The sequence below is a fragment of the Streptomyces sp. NPDC026062 genome (genome assembly GCF_055568375.1).
The window spans coordinates 21,648-38,915 of sequence record NZ_JBVHOQ010000060.1; the positions used below are offsets into that span (position 1 = coordinate 21,648).

General features: G+C 71.1%; 12 protein-coding genes and 1 pseudogene. 9 read left to right on the forward strand and 4 right to left on the reverse strand.

All coding sequences use genetic code 11. The features are described from left to right. The 3 genes from ACZ4LX_RS34635 to recQ all read left to right on the forward strand — a co-directional run bounded on the left by ACZ4LX_RS34635 (position 1) and on the right by recQ (position 5,459). Entirely contained in the window at positions 1-1,572 is a 1,572-nt protein-coding gene (locus ACZ4LX_RS34635) for an NADH-quinone oxidoreductase subunit M (RefSeq protein WP_467650955.1), read from the forward strand. After that, positions 1,569-3,233, forward strand: coding sequence for an NADH-quinone oxidoreductase subunit NuoN (nuoN, locus tag ACZ4LX_RS34640; protein WP_467650954.1), 1,665 nt, complete (start codon positions 1,569-1,571; stop codon positions 3,231-3,233). The genes ACZ4LX_RS34635 and nuoN overlap by 4 nt, the downstream gene beginning before the upstream one ends. A 147-nt stretch (positions 3,234-3,380) precedes the next feature. Then, positions 3,381-5,459 (forward strand): DNA helicase RecQ, encoded by a 2,079-nt coding sequence (gene recQ, locus ACZ4LX_RS34645; protein WP_467650953.1) that lies wholly within the window; start codon positions 3,381-3,383, stop codon positions 5,457-5,459. Positions 5,460-5,549: 90 nt separating this feature from the next. Here the strand turns inward: recQ and fahA are convergent, their stop codons facing one another. The 3 genes from fahA to ACZ4LX_RS34660 form a co-directional block, all read right to left on the reverse strand. After that, a complete protein-coding gene (gene fahA / locus ACZ4LX_RS34650; RefSeq protein ID WP_467650952.1) occupies positions 5,550-6,779 on the reverse strand; it encodes a fumarylacetoacetase in 1,230 nt (409 codons plus the stop codon). A 127-nt stretch (positions 6,780-6,906) separates the two neighbouring features. After that, positions 6,907-8,901 carry a CocE/NonD family hydrolase gene (locus tag ACZ4LX_RS34655; protein WP_467650951.1) on the reverse strand — a complete coding sequence of 665 codons (1,995 nt, stop codon included), beginning with the start codon at positions 8,899-8,901 and terminating at the stop codon, positions 6,907-6,909. 10 nt (positions 8,902-8,911) lie between these two features. Further along, a complete protein-coding gene (locus ACZ4LX_RS34660) occupies positions 8,912-10,411 on the reverse strand; it encodes a peptide MFS transporter (protein ID WP_467650950.1) in 1,500 nt (499 codons plus the stop codon). Positions 10,412-10,567: 156 nt separating this feature from the next. Between ACZ4LX_RS34660 and ACZ4LX_RS34665 the strand changes: the two genes are divergently transcribed. From ACZ4LX_RS34665 to ACZ4LX_RS34685, 5 genes are all read left to right on the forward strand, one after another. Further along, the gene (locus ACZ4LX_RS34665) at positions 10,568-11,578 is read left to right on the forward strand and encodes a polyprenyl synthetase family protein (RefSeq protein ID WP_467650948.1); all 1,011 of its coding nucleotides are present in this window, start codon (positions 10,568-10,570) and stop codon (positions 11,576-11,578) included. Between the two features lie 218 nt (positions 11,579-11,796). Further along, positions 11,797-13,056 (forward strand): LolA family protein, encoded by a 1,260-nt coding sequence (locus ACZ4LX_RS34670; RefSeq protein ID WP_467650947.1) that lies wholly within the window; start codon positions 11,797-11,799, stop codon positions 13,054-13,056. A 93-nt stretch (positions 13,057-13,149) separates the two neighbouring features. Then, positions 13,150-14,103 (forward strand): ABC transporter ATP-binding protein, encoded by a 954-nt coding sequence (locus ACZ4LX_RS34675; RefSeq protein WP_467650946.1) that lies wholly within the window; start codon positions 13,150-13,152, stop codon positions 14,101-14,103. Then, the gene (locus ACZ4LX_RS34680; protein ID WP_467650945.1) at positions 14,090-14,980 is read left to right on the forward strand and encodes an ABC transporter permease; all 891 of its coding nucleotides are present in this window, start codon (positions 14,090-14,092) and stop codon (positions 14,978-14,980) included. Before ACZ4LX_RS34675 ends, ACZ4LX_RS34680 begins: the two co-directional genes overlap by 14 nt. Before the next feature lie 213 nt (positions 14,981-15,193). Then, positions 15,194-15,784, forward strand: a complete 591-nt coding sequence (locus ACZ4LX_RS34685; protein ID WP_467650944.1) for a TetR/AcrR family transcriptional regulator — start codon at positions 15,194-15,196, stop codon at positions 15,782-15,784. A 68-nt stretch (positions 15,785-15,852) separates the two neighbouring features. On the opposite strand, the gene ACZ4LX_RS34690 is transcribed toward ACZ4LX_RS34685, so the two are convergent. Beyond that, the gene (locus tag ACZ4LX_RS34690) at positions 15,853-16,662 is read right to left on the reverse strand and encodes an HAD family hydrolase (RefSeq protein WP_467650943.1); all 810 of its coding nucleotides are present in this window, start codon (positions 16,660-16,662) and stop codon (positions 15,853-15,855) included. 263 nt (positions 16,663-16,925) lie between these two features. On the opposite strand from ACZ4LX_RS34690, the pseudogene ACZ4LX_RS34695 reads away from it, so the two are divergent. Further along, positions 16,926-17,177: pseudogene (locus tag ACZ4LX_RS34695) on the forward strand (recombinase family protein); the annotation flags it as partial. Positions 17,178-17,268: the final 91 nt, after the last annotated feature.

The following is a 17,268-nucleotide window of genomic DNA, read 5'->3' on the forward strand; positions in this document are numbered from 1 at the left end:
ATGTCCTTTCCTCTCCTGACAGCGACGGCGGCGCTCCCGGCGATCGGCGCGGTCGCCACCGCCGCCGTCCCGGCAGCCCGGCGCACCGCCGCCAAATGGCTGGCGCTCGCCTTCTCGCTGGGCACCCTGGTGCTGGCGGGCATCGCGCTCGCCCGCTTCGAGCCCGGCGGCAGCCGCTACCAGCTCACCGAATCGCACGCCTGGATCAAGGACTTCGGTGTGCGGTACGAGCTGGGGGTGGACGGCATCGGGCTGGCGCTCATGGCGCTCACCGCCCTGCTGATCCCCTTCGTCATCCTGGCCGGCTGGCACGACGCCGATCCCCTGGAGACGAACTCCTCCCGCTGGCGCCCCACTCAGGGCTTCTTCGCCCTGATCCTGATGGTCGAAGCGATGGTGGTCCTCTCCTTCGTCGCCACCGACGTCTTCCTCTTCTACATCCTGTTCGAAGCCATGCTCATCCCGATGTACTTCCTCATCGGCGGCTTCGGTGACCGGGCCCACGCCGGCAGCGACGAGAACGCGGCGGCCCAACGCTCGTACGCGGCCGTCAAGTTCCTCCTCTACAACCTGGTCGGCGGCCTCATCATGCTGGCCGCCGTGATCGGGCTCTACGTGGTGACGGGGACGTTCTCGCTCTCCGAGATCGCCGCCGCCCGTGCCGACGGCTCGCTCTCCATGGCGACGAGCACCGAACGCTGGCTCTTCCTCGGGTTCTTCTTCGCCTTCGCGGTGAAGGCCCCGCTGTGGCCGCTGCACACCTGGCTGCCCAACGCCATGGGCGAGGCGACCACTCCGGTCGCCGTGCTGATCACCGCGGTCGTCGACAAGGTCGGCACCTTCGCGATGCTGCGCTTCTGCCTCCAGCTCTTCCCGGAGGCCAGCAAGTGGGCCACCCCGGTGGTCCTGGTCCTGGCGCTGATCAGCATCGTCTACGGGGCGCTGCTCGCGGTCGGCCAGCGCGACATCAAGCGGCTGATCGCCTACGCGTCGATCTCGCACTTCGGCTTCATCATCCTGGGCATCTTCGCGATGACCAGCCAGGGCCAGTCGGGCGCGACGCTCTACATGGTCAACCACGGCATCTCGACAGCCGCGCTGATGCTGGTGGCGGGCTTCCTGATCACCCGGCGCGGTTCGCGGCTCATCGCCGACTACGGCGGAGTCCAGAAGGTGGCGCCCGTCCTGGCCGGCACCTTCCTGATCGGCGGCCTGGCCACGCTGTCACTGCCGGGGCTCGCCCCGTTCGTCAGCGAGTTCCTGGTCCTGGTCGGCGCGTTCGCCGCGTATCCGGTGGTCGGCATCATCGCCACCACCGGGATCGTGCTCGCCGCGATCTACGTCCTCGTCCTCTACCAGCGGACGATGACGGGACCGGTCAAGGCCGAGGTCCAGGGCATGGCGGACCTCAAGGTCCGTGAGCTGGTGGTCGTCGTCCCGCTGATCGCTCTGCTGATCTTCCTGGGCGTCTACCCGAAGCCGCTGACGGAGATCGTCAACCCGGCGGTGCAGCACACCATGTCGGACGTACAGAAGAAGGACCCCCAGCCCGAGGTGGAGGCCGCCAAGTGAGCGCAACAGCTGTCCACAGACTGTGGACAATGGCGGGCGGGGTGACATCGGCCGCCCCGGACGAGAAGTTCAAGGCGCCGGTCATCGAGTACACCCAGCTGACGCCGGTCCTGATCGTGATCGGTGTCGCCGTCCTGGGCGTGCTCGTCGAGGCCTTCGTGCCGCGCCGGGCCCGCTACTACACCCAGGTCTTCCTGACCGTCGTCGCGCTGGTCGCCGCGTTCGCCGCGGTGATCGGCCTGGCGGCCGCCGGATACGGTACGACCAAGGCACACATCGCCGCGATGGGCGCCATCGCCGTCGACGGCCCCGCCCTGTTCCTCCAGGGCACCATCCTGCTGACGTCCCTGGTCGCCGTCTTCACCTTCGCCGAACGGCGGCTCGACCCCGAGTCGCACGGCAGCCGTGTCGACTCGTTCGCCGCGCAGGCCGCCTCGGTCCCCGGCAGCGACAGCGAGAAGGCCGCGGTCAGGGCCGGGTTCACCACCACCGAGGTCTTCCCGCTGGTCCTCTTCTCGGTGGCGGGCATGCTGGTCTTCCCGGCGGCCAACGACCTGCTGACCCTCTTCGTGGCCCTGGAAGTCTTCTCGCTCCCGCTCTATCTCCTCTGTGCCGTCGCCCGCCGCAAGCGGCTGATGTCGCAGGAGGCCGCGGTGAAGTACTTCCTGCTCGGCGCGTTCTCCTCGGCGTTCCTGCTCTTCGGGATCGCCCTGCTCTACGGATACGCGGGCTCCGTCTCGTACGCCGAGATCGCCACCGTCGTCGACGGCTCGATCCAGCAGATCGACCCGGCGCTCGCCGACACCATGGGCAACGACGCGCTGCTGCTGATCGGCGGCGCGATGATCCTGACCGGCCTGCTCTTCAAGGTCGGTGCCGTCCCGTTCCACATGTGGACCCCGGACGTCTACCAGGGCGCCCCGACCCCGGTCACCGGCTTCATGGCCGCGGCCACGAAGGTCGCCGCGTTCGGCGCGCTGCTGCGTCTGCTGTACGTGGTGCTGCCGGGCCTCACCTGGGACCTGCGCCCGGTCATGTGGGGCATCGCGATCGTCACGATGGTGGGTGGCGCGATCGTCGCCATCACCCAGACCGACATCAAGCGACTGCTGGCCTACTCCTCGATCGCGCACGCCGGATTCATCCTCGCCGGTGTCATCGCGGCCACCCCGCAGGGCATCTCCTCGGTCCTCTTCTACCTGGGCACGTACTCCTTCGTGACGGTCGGCGCCTTCGCCGTCGTCACCCTGGTGCGTGACGCGGGCGGCGAGGCGACGCACCTGTCGAAGTGGGCCGGGCTCGGCCGGCGCTCCCCGCTGGTCGCCGCGGTCTTCGCGGTGTTCCTGCTGGCCTTCGCCGGAATCCCGCTCACCTCGGGCTTCTCCGGAAAGTTCGCGGTGTTCAAGGCCGCGGCCGAGGGCGGTGCGGGCGGACTGGTCGTCGTCGGTGTGATCTCCTCGGCGATCGCCGCGTTCTTCTACATCCGGGTCATCGTGCTGATGTTCTTCAGCGAGCCGAAGGCGGACGGCCCCACGGTCGCCGTCCCGTCCCCGCTGACGATGACCACGATCGCGGTCGGTGTCGCGGTCACCCTGGTGCTGGGCCTGGCCCCGCAGTACTTCCTGGACCTGGCGAGCCAGGCCGGAGTGTTCGTGCGGTAGCCGGACGTACCACCGCGGTGACAGCGCCGGACGGGCTTGGAAGTCAAGCCCGTCCGGCTTTGTCGTAGGCGGCGCCTATCGTGGCAGGGGAGAGCGCAGGGACGGCACGGATCGGATGTCGGGGGACAGGGCAATGGGCGGGACGGCATGACAGGCGTGACAGAGATGGCCACGGAGACGACCGAGAGCGACGCGCGGCAGACGCTCCACCGGGTTTTCGGGTACGAGGCGTTCCGCGGCGAGCAGGAAGCGGTCGTCGACCATGTGGTGGCCGGCGGGGACGCGGTCGTGCTCATGCCCACCGGTGGCGGCAAGTCCCTCTGCTACCAGATCCCGTCCCTGGTCAGGCGGGGCACGGGCATCGTCATCTCTCCGCTGATCGCCCTGATGCAGGACCAGGTGGACGCGCTGCGCGCGCTCGGTGTGCGGGCCGGCTTCATCAACTCCACCCAGGACTTCGACGAGCGCCGCTCGATGGAGGCCCAGTTCACCGCCGGTGAGCTCGATCTCCTGTACCTGGCCCCCGAGCGGCTCCGCCTGGACTCCACCCTCGGCCTGCTCTCCCGGGGCGAGATCTCCGTCTTCGCGATCGACGAGGCGCACTGCGTCGCCCAGTGGGGCCACGACTTCCGCCCCGACTACCTGGCCCTGTCCGTGCTGGGCGAGCGCTGGCCCGACGTCCCGCGCATCGCGCTGACGGCGACGGCGACCGAGGCCACGCACCGGGAGATCACCCAGCGCCTGGGCATGCCCGACGCCAAGCACTTCGTGGCCGGCTTCGACCGTCCCAACATCCAGTACCGCATCGTGCCCAAGGCCGACCCGAAGAAGCAGCTGCTGTCCTTCCTCAAGGAGGAGCACGAGGGCGACGCGGGCATCGTCTACTGCCTCTCGCGCAACTCCACCGAGAAGACCGCCGAGTACCTCTGCCGCAACGGCATCGAGGCCGTCCCGTACCACGCGGGTCTGGACGCGGGCACCCGCGCGGTCCACCAGTCCCGCTTCCTGCGCGAGGAGGGCCTGGTCGTCGTCGCGACGATCGCCTTCGGCATGGGCATCGACAAGCCGGACGTCCGCTTCGTCGCCCACCTCGACCTGCCGAAGTCCGTCGAGGGCTACTACCAGGAGACCGGCCGCGCAGGCCGTGACGGCGCCCCGTCCACGGCCTGGATGGCGTACGGACTCCAGGACGTCGTCCAGCAGCGCAAGCTCATCCAGGGCGGCGAGGGCGACGAGGCGTTCCGCCGCCGGGCCGCCTCGCACCTGGACTCCATGCTGGCGCTCTGCGAGACCGTGCGGTGCCGCCGGGCCCAGCTGCTGAAGTACTTCGGCCAGGAACCCGCCACGGCCTCCTGCGGCAACTGCGACACCTGCCTGGCTCCGCCCGAGACCTGGGACGGCACGGTGGTCTCCCAGAAGCTGCTGTCCACGGTGGTCCGGCTGAAGCGGGAGCGCGGCCAGAAGTTCGGTGCCGGCCAGATCATCGACATCCTGCTGGGCCGCAAGACCGCGAAGGTCATCCAGTTCGACCACGACCAGCTCTCGGTGTTCGGCATCGGCGAGGAGCTGGCCGAGGCGGAGTGGCGGGGCGTGATCCGGCAGCTGCTGGCCCAGGGCCTGATCGCCGTCGAGGGCGAGTACGGCACGCTGGTGCTGACCGGGGAGAGCGCCACCGTGCTGGGCCGGGAGCGCGAGGTGCTGCTCCGCAAGGAGGCGAAGCCGGCCGCGTCGTCCCGCTCATCGAAGGGCGAGCGGAAGGCGAAGGCCTCGGCCGCCGTCGCCGAGCTCCCCCCGGAGGCAGTCCCGGTCTTCGAGGCGCTGCGCGCCTGGCGCGGAGCCCAGGCCAAGGAGCTGGGCCTGCCCGCGTATGTGATCTTCCACGACGCGACGCTGCGCGAGATCGCGACGCTGCGTCCGTCCTCGCTCGGCGAGCTGGCCGGGGTCAGCGGCCTGGGCGAGAAGAAGCTGGCGACGTACGGGGAGGGCGTGCTGGAGGTCCTGGCCGGCCTGCCGGACGAGGCGGAGCCCGCGGCGGACGGCAGGCCGGGCGAGACGGAGCCCGCGGCTCCGGAGCAGGCCCCCGCACAGACGCCGCCGCCCGCGGCGCCCGCACCCGCTGCGCCCCGCCCCGCCGCACCCGCCCCGGCTGCGGCGCGGGCTCGGGTGCCCGCTCCGGAGCCCGACCCGGAGTTCGGCTGGGACGAGGAGCCGCCGGAGTACGAGTGAGGCGGGGAGTACGGGGCAGTACGGCGGCCGTGCCGGGCATCCGGCGCGAGCGGCAGCGGTTCCCCGGGCAGGGTGGGCCCGGGGGCCGGTTCAGGCCGCGGGCACGATCCGGCCGGTCACCTCGCCGAGGCCGACACGGGTGCCGTCCGGGCCCGGGGCCCAGGCCGTCAGCGTCACCGTGTCGCCGTCCTCCAGGAACGTCCGCTTGCCGTCCGGGAGTTCCAGCGGGTCGCGGCCGTTCCAGGTGAGTTCGAGCAGCGAGCCGCGCTGGGCCGGTTCGGCGCCGCTGATGGTTCCGGAGCCGTACAGGTCGCCGGTGCGCAGCGAGGCGCCGTTGACGGTCATCTGCGCCAGCTGCTGCGCAGCCGTCCAGTACATGGTGGAGAACGGCGGCTCCGCGACGACCTGGCCGTTGACCGCGACGGAGAGCCGCAGGTCGAAGCCGCCGGGCTCCTCCTCGTCCGCGTCGTCGAGGTAGGGCAGCAGCGGGAAGTCCCGGGCGGGCGGCGCTGTGCGGGCGGCGTCCAGGGCCTCCAGCGGGGTCACCCACGCCGCCACGGAGGTGGCGAAGGACTTGCCGAGGAAGGGGCCCAGCGGGACGTACTCCCAGGCCTGGATGTCGCGCGCCGACCAGTCGTTGAGGAGCGACAGGCCGAAGACGTGCTCGCGGAAGTCGGCCAGTGCCACCGGGCGGCCCTGTTCGGAGCCGACGCCGACGACGAATCCGACCTCCGCCTCGATGTCCAGCTTGACCGACGGGCCGAAGACGGGCGCCGGGTCGGTGGGGGCCTTGCGCTGCCCCGACGGGCGCACCACGTCCGTACCGGAGACCACGACCGTGCCCGCCCTGCCGTGGTAACCGATCGGCAGGTGCTTCCAGTTGGGGGTGAGCGCGTCGCCGTCCGGGCGGAAGATCCGGCCGACGTTGGAGGCGTGGTGCTCGCTGGCGTAGAAGTCGACGTAGTCCGCGACCCGGTAGGGCAGATGGAGGGTCACGGAGCCGACGGGGTGCAGCAGCGGTTCGATGTCCGCGCGGTGGGCGGGCACCGTCACCCAGGCCGTCAGCGCCCGGCGCACATCGCTCCAGGCGGTGCGGCCGGCCGCGAGCAGGGCCATCAGGTCGGGCTGGGCCAGCAGTTGCGCGTAGGGCGAACCCAGCGCGTGCGCGGCTGCCCCGACGTCCAGCACATGGCCGCCGATACGGACGCCGACGCGCTTCTCGCCGGGCCGGTCGGCGGTGGTGAAGACACCGTACGGAAGGTGGTGCGGACCGAAGGGATCGCCCTCGGCCACGTCGAGCGGGCTGCTCTGCTCGGGCATCTGTTGCTGCCTCGCTTTCCAGGTCGCTGTGGGGGACACGTTACGTGGGGGACACCACCTGGCGGCAGTGCCCACAACTGTCCCCCGACGCCCCGGAATCTCCCGGTCCGGCCGGTTGTGACACCGCCTACCCGGCGGTGCGCGGGATGCGCTTCTCCCAGGTCCGGTGGAAGACGACCTCGCCGCCCTCCTTGCAGACGACCTCGTTGGAGGTGATGAAGTCGTCCGCGTCGGCCGAGATCTCGGAGCGCGTCTCGACCAGCACGTCCCAGGCCATCTCCGGCCGGTGCAGCCGGATCGTCCAGTCGGAACGGGTGTGCGCCGAGAGCGGGTCGCTCTCCTGGATGGTGTAGGTCTCCACCGCGTCCTCGGTGAACTCCAGGCCGTCCGGGTAGACGCGCGTGCCGCCGTAGCGCGGGTCGACCTCCATCCGCCACTCGCCCTTGGCGACGTCACGGACCACCAGCCGCTCGGGGCGCTGCTCGTCCAGCGTGACGGGGTAGACGACGCCCAGCGGCTCGGACTGCTCGGGCTCCTCGAAGCGGATCGCGGGGTCCTCGGTGTGCCGGCGCACCGGGAGTTCGACGAAGCTGCCCTCGGCGTCCAGGGTGAAGCCCCTGGATCCCGCCTGCGGCCAGATCCACGGCCAGTACGAGGACGAGACCGCGAGCCTGATCCGGTGGCCGGGCGGGAAGGTGTGCCCGATGCCGTTCAGGTCGAAGGTGACGTCCTGGGTCTCTCCGACGGGCCAGTCCTCGGTGCGGTCCCGGCCGTCGCGGGCGGCGAGGTTGAGGACGCCTCGGGTGACGAGGGTGGAGGAGCCGTCCGGGGCGACATCGCAGAGCCGGGCGACGGCCTGGCCGCGCGGGACGTCCATCCGGATCCGCAGTTTCACCCGGGGGCGGCCCAGGATCTCGATCGGGGCACCCTCGACCGGGAACTCGAAGCACACCGACTTGGCGTCCTCGTCGCGCTGGTCGGGCGGCAGGTCGGCGTCGTTGCCGAACGGGAAGAACCGCCCGGCGTCCAGCCCGGTCTGCTGCGGCGAGTCGACGATCTGCGGTCCGCCCTGGAGGGCGTACGCGACCGGCGCGACGTTCTCGGACGGCCAGCTGGTCTCCCCGACCCAGCGGCCGGGCAGCGTCTCGTAGACCGTGGCAGGGCGGTGCGACTCGCTGATCCACGACCGGAGCAGCGGCTCCGCCATGACGCCGGTGTCCTGGTCCTTCAGGTGCTGGTCCCACCAGCGCAGCGTCTCCTGGAGGAAGCCGATGCCGGGGCCCGGCGGGAGCCCTCGGTCGGGGTACTGGTGCGACCAGGGCCCGATCAGCCCGCGGACCTTCTCCGGGTCCAGGTGCTCGACGAGCCGGAGCACGGTGTCGCGGTACGGGTCGTGCCAGCCGCCGACCGCGAGGACGTTCGCCTTGATGGCGGAGTAGTCCTCGCAGACGCTGCCGTGCTTCCAGTAGTCGTCGCGCGTCTGGTGGGACAGCCAGGTGTGGATGAAGGGGTCCACGGCTTCGAGCCGGTCCAGCCACATCTGCCGCCAGTCGTCGCCGACGTCCGCCGGGTCGGGCGGCCGGCAGACGAAGGCCAGCATCGTCGCGGCCCAGGCGTGCATGTCCACGGCGAGGACGGATCCGCCCATGTAGTGGACGTCGTTGTCGTAGCGGTCGTCGGCCGAGCAGACGGTGACGATCGCCTTCAGCGGCTCGGGAGCCAGCGCGGCGATCTGGAGCGAGTTGAAGCCGCCCCAGGAGATGCCGAACATGCCGACCCGGCCGGAGCACCACTCCTGCCCCGCCAGCCAGTGGATGACGGCCACCCCGTCGGCGAGCTCCGTCGCGTCGTACTCGTCGCCCGGCATGCCCTCGCTGTTGCCGTGGCCGCGCACATCGACCCGGACCGAGGCGTAGCCGTGGCCCGCGTACCAGGGGTGGCGCTGCCAGTCGCGCGGCGCGGTCCAGTCGCTGAGCCGGTACGGCAGGTACTCCAGCAGGGCGGGCACGGGTTCGTCCGTCACCGGCCGCCAGATCCGGGCGTACAGCTGGGTGCCGTCCGGCAGCGGGATGTAGAGGTCCTCGCGGGTCGTCTCGTACGGGAACGCGGTCTGGATGTGCATGGGGGCTACCTCAGTGGACGGGGTGCATGGTGCGCTTCAGCCAGGGTGCGGCGGCGATGACGGCCAGACCGGCCACCACCGCGATGGCGCCATTGACACCGAAGTAGGCGGGGTTGGAGACCTCGCCGTACAGCTTCACGATCTGTGCCTGGATGCCGTTGGCGAGGGCCAGCGAGAGGAACCAGAGCGCCATCGTCTGGCTGGCGAACGCCTTCGGGGCGAGCTTCGTGGTCGCGGACATGCCGGAGGTCTCCAGCAGGATGTCGCCGAGCCCGAGCAGCAGGTACGAGCCGACGATCCACCAGGCGGCCATCTTGTACGTGTCGTCGGCGTGCCCGGAGGTGGGCAGGACCATCAGCAGGAACGAGAGCCCGCCGAGGATCACCCCGATCGCGATCTTGTTGGACGCGTGCGGCTGGCGCGGGCCCATCTTCGCCCAGACGGCCGCGACCACCGGGGCGAGTGCCACCTCGAAGGCGCCGAGCGCGGAGGCGTACCAGCTGGCCGGGAAGTGGAAGCCGAAGATCTCGGTGCGGGCGTTGGTCGACGCGAGCAGCATCATCGTCGAGTACGCCTGGAAGAGGATGAAGTTGAAGACGACGGAGGCCAGGAACAGCACCACGTACGGGCGCAGCCTGCCGCGTTCCTCCGAGGTGACCCGGGGGCTCCTGAACATCACCGCGAAGTACACGACCGGTGCGATCACGGAGATGAGCGTGAGCAGGTCGACGAAGCGGTCCATCGTCAGCCAGCCCGCCAGGGCCAGCGCGGTGGCGAGCGCGGCGACCACCACGGCCCCGACGGCGATGAGCCGGACCGCCCGGCGCATGGGTCCGGGGGCCAGCGCGAATTCGGCGGTGTTCTTTCGCCCGGCCAGGTGACGGCGGCCCAGTACGTACTGGATCAGGCCGAGCGTCATACCGAAGGCGGCCGCCGAGAAGCCCCAGTGCCAGCTCGCGTGGTCACCGAGCCAGCCGGTGACCAGCGGGCCCAGGAACGCGCCGATGTTGATGCCCATGTAGTAGAGGGCGAAGCCGGCGTCGCGGCGCTCGTCGTCGGTGCGGTAGAGCTTGCCGACCATGGTGGCGACATTGGGCTTGAGCAGGCCCGTTCCGGCGCTGATCAGGCCCAGGCCGACCCAGGTCATGGCGTTGGTGGGCACCGCCATGGCGTAGTGGCCGCAGGCGATCAGGATGCCGCCGTACAGTACGGCGCGGTACGAGCCGAGGATCCGGTCGGCCAGCCAGCCGCCGGCCACGGAGACCAGATAGACGAGGGTGCCGTAGGCGGCGGAGACGGAGGCGGCGGTACCGGCCTCCATCCCCATGCCGCCGTTGGCCACCGTGTCGGCGAAGTAGAGGACCAGGATCGCCTGCATGCCGAGGAACGAGAACCGCTCCCAGACCTCCAGGCCGGACAGGGTCATCAGGCCCCGCGGCTGACCGAAGAAAGCGTGGTCGTCGCCCGGAGGGGGCTGAGTGGGTTCGGTGTCTGCGGCGGTGTGGGACAAAGGGACAACTCCTGATCGTATGAGCTGATCCCGAACATACCGGCGGTGGCGGGAAGGCGCCCACGGTGATCCAAAGGGGACCGGATACGCTGACTTGAGTGATGACAGCGACACATCGACATTCCGTGTGATCGTCAGCAGACAGGAGATCCCCTCGTGACCGTCGTCGGGCCGTTCGGACTGAGCGTGCGGGACCAGGCTCTTGAAGCCGGTGTCCAGGCCGGTTTGGCTGCTGTCGAGTCGGGGCTGCTCGATGCCACCAAGAGCGAGGTGCCCTTCATCACGGAGGCCGCGCAGCACCTGGTGCGCGCGGGCGGTAAACGGTTCCGGCCGCTGCTGGCGATGCTCGCCGCCCAGTTCGGGGACGCCGACGCGCCGGGCGTGGTGCCCGCGGCCGTGGTCGTCGAGCTGACGCACCTGGCGACGCTGTACCACGACGACGTGATGGACGAGGCCGACGTCCGGCGCGGCGTCGACAGCGCCAACACCCGCTGGGGCAACTCGGTGGCCGTGCTGACCGGCGACTTCCTGTTCGCGCGCGCGTCGCACATACTGGCCGACCTCGGCCCCGAGGCCGTACGGATCCAGGCGGAGGCGTTCGAGCGCCTGGTCACCGGCCAGATCCTGGAGACCGCCGGCCCGCGCGACGGCCGCGACCCGGTGGAGCACTACCTTGAGGTGATGCGGGGCAAGACCGGCTCGCTGATCGCCGTGGCCTGCCGCTTCGGCGCGATGATGGCCGGGGCCGACGAGTCGGCGACCGACATCCTCACCCAGTACGGGGAGCGCCTCGGCGTCGCCTTCCAGCTCGCCGACGACGTCCTCGACATCGCCTCCGACTCCCACGAGTCCGGCAAGACCCCCGGCACCGACCTCCTCGAAGGCATTCCGACCCTGCCCGTCCTCCATCTGAGGGCGCAGGCCGCGGCCGACGGCAAGCCGGACGACCTGGAGCTCGTCGAGCTGCTGGACGGCGACCTGAACGAGCCCGGCAGGCTCGACGAGGCACTGCGCAGGCTGCGCGCCCACCCCGCGCTCGACCAGGCACGACGCGACACGGTCCGGTACGCGCAGGAGGCGCGGGCCACCCTGAAGCCGCTGCCCGCCTGCTACGCCAAGGAAGCTCTCGAAGAGATGTGCGACGCCGTGGTGCACCGCGCGGGCTGACCCTCCGTCCGATCCGACCCCTACGGGGCGGCGGTGGAACGCCTGCCCGGCGTCATCCCGGAGAGGTACGCGGAGTTGCTCCTGCGGGCTGACGCCTGGACCCGCCCGATTTGGTCAGATGGAGAACAACCACTCCTGACCAAAACGGGTGAGAATGGCGGCACGGAGTGGACGAGTGCATCCGGACGGAAGCCGCCGACCACGGAGGTAGGGCACACATGGCACCGAACGACAGCGCAGGCACCAACGGCACGGCAGCGCCCGGCACGAGGGGCGCCGTCGCGGGCCGCCGGAAGGCGGTGCGCTACATCGTCCCGTTCGCGGTGGCGGGGGTGGCGGCCGCGACGATCGGCCTGGTCCCGGCGCTCGCGAGCTCGGGAGACCCCGACCTGCCGGAGATCACCGCGCAGGAACTCATCGAGAAGATCGCCGCGTCGGACACGCAGCAGCTCTCCGGCACGGTGAAGATCAGCACCGACCTCGGCATCCCGTCGCTGGGCGGCCTGGCCGGCTCCCTCGTCCCGGGCGGCGCGGGCGACAAGGGATCGGCGAGCGCCGACCCGCAGACGAAGCTCACGGAGCTGGCCTCCGGCACGCACACCCTCCGGGTGGCCGCCGACGGCCCCGACAAGCAGCGGGTGTCCATCCTGGACAACGCCTCCGAGTACAGCCTGATCCACAACGGGGACCAGGCCTGGGCGTACGACAGCAAGTCGAACACGGTCCATCACGCCGAGGACAAGGCGGGCGGGCACAAGGAGGGCCGGGAGGAGACGGGCCGGGGCAAGGAGCAGGCCGTCCCCGACGGCGTGCCCACCACCCCGAAGGCCCTGGCCGAGCAGGCGCTGAAGGCGGCCGACGGCACGACCTCCGTCACGGTCGACGGCACCGCGCAGGTCGCCGGGCGCGACGCGTACCGCCTCGTCATCAAGCCCGAGGGCGGCGGCTCCACGATCGGATCGATCACGGTCGCGGTGGACGCGGAGAACGGCGTACCGCTCAAGTTCACCCTCCGGCCCAGCAGCGGCGGGAAGGCCGCGGTCGACGCCGGATTCACCTCGGTCGACTTCGGGAAGCCCGACGCGTCCTCGTTCGCCTTCACCCCGCCGAAGGGCGCCGAGGTGACCGAGGCCGACGAGACCGGCGAGGCCGGGAGCCACGGCACGGCCGAGGCCGGGAAGGCGCTGGGCGACCTGAGCGCGTTCGAGGGCGCGCGCGTGATCGGCGAGGGCTGGAACGCCGTCGCCGAGATCCGGACCCCCGGCGGGGCGGCCCTCCCATCGGCCGAGTCGGGTGACGTACCGGCCGGGGCCCAGGAGTTCCTGGACGCCCTCGGCGACAAGGTCACCGGAAAGTTCGGCTCGGGCACGGTCTTCAAGACCCGTCTGGTCAACGCGCTGATGACGGACGACGGCCGTGTCTACGTCGGCGCGGTCACCAAGGACGCGCTGGTGGACGCGGCGAACAACGCCGGCTGACACCACTTCGTACGCGGTCCCGCACCGGTACCGCCCCGTTCCGCCGTAGCCTCCGTACGGCGGGGCGGGGCGGGCGCGATCTGGGGAGTAGACATGACAGGGGCCGACACCGCGCCCGTGATCGAGACGCAGGGGCTCACCAAGCGGTACCGGGGCGGACAGCTCGCCGTCGACGGGCTCGGCCTCACCGTCCCGGGCGGCAGCGTCTTCGGCTTCCTCGGGCCCAACGGCTCGGGCAAGACCACGACCATCCGGATGCTGATGGGCCTGATCGACGCGACGTCCGGCACCGCGACCGTCCTCGGGCACCCCATGCCGGGCGCGGCCCGTACCGTGCTGCCCCAGGTCGGGGCGCTGATCGAAGGCCCCGCGCTGTACGGGTTCCTGACCGGCCGGGACAACCTCGTGCGCTACGACCGCGCCGACCCCACCGCCGATCCCCGCACCCGGAACGCCCGCGTCGGCCATGCCCTGGAACGGGTCGGTCTCGCCGCCGCGGCCGGCAAGAAGGCACGCGCGTACTCGCTGGGCATGAAACAGCGTCTCGGCCTCGCCTCGGCCCTGCTCCGGCCCCGCCGCCTCCTCGTCCTGGACGAACCGACCAACGGACTGGACCCGCAGGGCATGCGGGAGATCCGCACCCTGGTCCGGGAGCTGGCCGCCGAGGGCACCACCGTCTTCCTCTCCTCCCACCTCCTCGACGAGATCGAGCAGATCTGCACCCACGCGGCGGTCATGGCCCGGGGCCGGCTGATCACCCAGGGGCCCGTCTCCGACCTCGCCGCCGGAACCCTGGGCCGGCTCGCCGTCACCACCCCGGACCCGGCCGACGCCGCCCGCGTCCTGAAGGAGCACGGCATCACCGGCCTCACCCTCGACGGCGACCGGCTACGGGCCGACGCCCCGCCCGGCTCCGTCGAGCTCGCCGACCTGAACGCGGCCCTGGTGGGGGCCGGGGTCCGGGTCCGGTCCTTCGGCGTCGAACGGGCCTCGCTGGAGGACGCCTTCGTCGCACTCACCGGAGAGGGATTCGATGTCGCAGGCTGAACTCGCGCCCGCCCCGGCCGGCCGGGCCCGGCGCAATCCGCTCTGGACGTTCGGCATCCTGCGCTCCGAACTGACCACCACCCTGCGCCGCTGGCGCACCCTCGCCCTGCTCGGGGTGCTGGCGGCCGTCCCCGTGCTGATCGGGATCGCGGTCCGCATCGAGACGGCCGACGGTTCGTCGGCCGGCCCCGGCGGGGGCGGCGGAGGGCCCGCGTTCCTCTCCCAGGTGACCAACAACGGCCTCTTCCTGGTCTTCGCCTCCCTCGCGGCGACCCTCCCGGTCTTCCTGCCGATGGCGGTGGGCGTCATCGCGGGCGACTCGATCGCGGGCGAGGCCAGCGCGGGAACGCTGCGCTATCTGCTGGTCGCGCCGGCCGGCCGGACCAGGCTGCTGCTCGTCAAGTACGCCTCCACCCTGGCCTTCTGCCTGGTAGCGACCCTCGTCGTGGCGGCCTCCGCACTCGCCGTGGGCGCGCTGCTCTTTCCTGTCGGCGAGGTCACGACGATCTCCGGCACCCGGATCGGCTTCGGCGAGGGGCTGCTGAGGGCGGGGCTCGTCGCGGTGGCGGTCGCGGCGTCGCTCATCGGCTTCGCGGCACTCGGGCTCTTCGTCTCGACCCTCACCAACAGCGGCATCGCGGCCATGGCGGCGACGGTCGGGGTGCTGATCACCGTGCAGATCCTGGACACCATTCCGCAGCTGAGCGGGGTCCATCCGTATCTCTTCCCGCACTACTGGCTGTCCTTCGCGGACCTGACGCGCGCCCCCGTCTACTGGGACGAGGTGCTGAAGAACCTGGAACTGCAGGCGCTGTACGCGGCGGTGTTCGGCTCGGCGGCCTGGGCCCGGTTCACGGCGAAGGACATCACCGCCTGACGGGAGCGGCGGCTTGGGGGAGGCGGCGCCTGCGGCCGTACCGCCGGCCGGCGAGCCGTCCCCCGATCGGCTCGTCGCGGCACGAACGGCACGAACGGTGCGAAGACAAGGAACGAGCCGACACGCTACGTTCCGTTTCCCGCCTGAGCATTGTTCGGCTTCTGGCGACGGGCTGTCAATAAGGTTTGGCTGAAACCAGCCTATGCTCACTGAATGACCACATCGCCGAGTTCGTTGCGCCGGAGCGAGAGCTCACGCAGGGCGACGCTGGATGCCGCCCTCGGCCTGTGTACGGAGAAGGGATACGGCCGCGTCACGGTCGAGGCCATCGCGGCGCGGGCCGGCGTCAGCAAGAAGACGATCTACCGCTGGTGGCCGTCGAAGAGCGGGGTGCTGCTGGAGGCGTTCACGGAGGCACTGGTGACGGCCACGCCGTTCACCGACACCGGCGACATCGCCACGGATCTGCGCGCCCATGTGACGGGCGCCGTGAGATTCCTCGCCGAACCGCCCTTCGGTCCGGCGTACGCCGGAATACTCTCCGAGCTCCACCACGACGACGCGTTGGCCGAAACAGTCCGTACCCAACTGATCGACCCCCGCTTCGAGGCGGCGGTCGGCCGGATGCGCGTCGCCCAGGACCAGGGCCAGATCCCGCCGGGCGCGAACCTTCGCCTCGCGGTGGAGATGCTGTACGGCCCGGTCTACTACCGCCATGTCCTGCGCAAGCCGATGCAGGACCCGGAGACGGTGGCGGCCCTGGTGGGGCATGTCCTGCGGTCGATGGGGGCCGACGGCAACTGACGGGCGTGGCCGGGGGAGCCGACGGGAACTGACGGGAGGTCGGGGGATGGCCGGGCCCACTGCGGCCGTCAGCGGCCGAAGACGCGCTCCAGGACCACCGCGACCCCGTCCTCCTCGTGGGACAGCGTCACCTCGTCCGCTGCCGCCCGCAGGAGCGGATGGGCGTTGGCCATCGCCACGCCGTACCCGCAACCGCGGAACATCGGCAGATCGTTGGGCATGTCCCCGAACGCGATCGCGGTCGTCGGGTCCACGCCCAGGTGCGCGGCGGCCGCCGCGATTCCGGCGCCCTTGTCGACCCCGTACGGCTGGAGCTCGACCGTCCCCGGACCGGACAGTGTGACGGTGGCCAGGTCGCCGACGGCCGCGTGGGCGGCGGCCGCCAGGGCGTCGTCGCCGAGGTCCGGGTGCCGGATCAGCACCTTGATGACCGGGGCTGCCCACAGCTCGTCCCGGTGCGACACCCGCTGGGCCGGCAGCGCGGGGTGCGGCATCAGGTAGCCGGGCTCGATCAGGGTCCGGCCCTCGGCCCCGTCCTGGTCCACCGCCGCGAAGACCTGCCCGACCTGCGCCTCGATCTTGCCGAGCGCGGCATCGGCCGACTCCCGGTCCAGCGCGACCGTACGGACGACGCGCCCCGCCCCGGCGTCGTACAGCTGCGTCCCCTGACCGCAGACCGCGAGCCCCCGGTAGTCCAGAGCGGCGAGGAGCGCCCGCACCCCCGGCACCGGCCGGCCGGTGACGACGAGGTGGCGGGCCCCGGCGGCTGCGGCGAGGCCGAGCGCGGCGCGGGTGCGGGGGCTCACGGAGTCGTCGCGGCGCAACAGGGTGCCGTCCAGGTCCGTGGCGACGAGGGCATATGCGGGCGGGAGAGGCATGAGGCAAGCCTAGAGATCAGCGATTCCCGCTGTACGGCTCTGACCTGCGGCGATGGTCCGGTACGAGGAGAGGGGAGGCGGCTATGGGGGCGTACCGGGAGAAAACGCCGCCAGGCGGCGTGATGCCCATGGATCACTGCACGCAGAACTCGTTGCCCTCCGGGTCCCCCAACACTCGGAACCAGACGTTCTGGAGTGTCGGCATGGTGGCATCGGCCCCGGTCAAGCCCGGTAGCGGGAATTCGTCGGTCCCTACAGGGTCCATGCAAGAGACCACACGCAGAAACCCCTTCGCGGGCACGGCGTTCGAAACGCGGACCCTCCGGAGTGTGCGGTGCGTGCGCCTGTCCGTCCTGACCGACGAAACCACCAGCCCCGAGCGACAGCGCGATGCCGACGACAAGGTTGCAGCAGAACTCAACATCGACTCTGGGTCCGGTGACGCGGTACGCGAGGCCGTAGACCTTGACGTGTCGGCGTCCAAGATTGCTCCGTTCGACCGTCCCGCCCTCGGTCAGTGAGCCTTTTCCAACCTCAGGTTGAGGCGTGGTGAAGGACGACGACGGCCTTCACGATGTCGGTGATCCGGTTGGTGCTGCAGCGGAG

Bases quoted from the DNA above. Each gene is read 5' to 3' on its own strand.
- ACZ4LX_RS34635 (WP_467650955.1), top strand. From the start codon at position 1: ATGTCCTTTCCTCTCCTGACAGCGACGGCGGCGCTCCCGGCGATCGGC.
- recQ (WP_467650953.1), top strand. From the start codon at position 3,381: ATGACAGGCGTGACAGAGATGGCCACGGAGACGACCGAGAGCGACGCG.
- fahA (WP_467650952.1), bottom strand. From the start codon at position 6,779: ATGCCCGAGCAGAGCAGCCCGCTCGACGTGGCCGAGGGCGATCCCTTC.
- ACZ4LX_RS34655 (WP_467650951.1), bottom strand. From the start codon at position 8,901: ATGCACATCCAGACCGCGTTCCCGTACGAGACGACCCGCGAGGACCTC.
- ACZ4LX_RS34670 (WP_467650947.1), top strand. From the start codon at position 11,797: ATGGCACCGAACGACAGCGCAGGCACCAACGGCACGGCAGCGCCCGGC.
- ACZ4LX_RS34675 (WP_467650946.1), top strand. From the start codon at position 13,150: ATGACAGGGGCCGACACCGCGCCCGTGATCGAGACGCAGGGGCTCACC.
- ACZ4LX_RS34680 (WP_467650945.1), top strand. From the start codon at position 14,090: ATGTCGCAGGCTGAACTCGCGCCCGCCCCGGCCGGCCGGGCCCGGCGC.
- ACZ4LX_RS34685 (WP_467650944.1), top strand. From the start codon at position 15,194: ATGACCACATCGCCGAGTTCGTTGCGCCGGAGCGAGAGCTCACGCAGG.
- ACZ4LX_RS34690 (WP_467650943.1), bottom strand. From the start codon at position 16,662: ATGCCTCTCCCGCCCGCATATGCCCTCGTCGCCACGGACCTGGACGGC.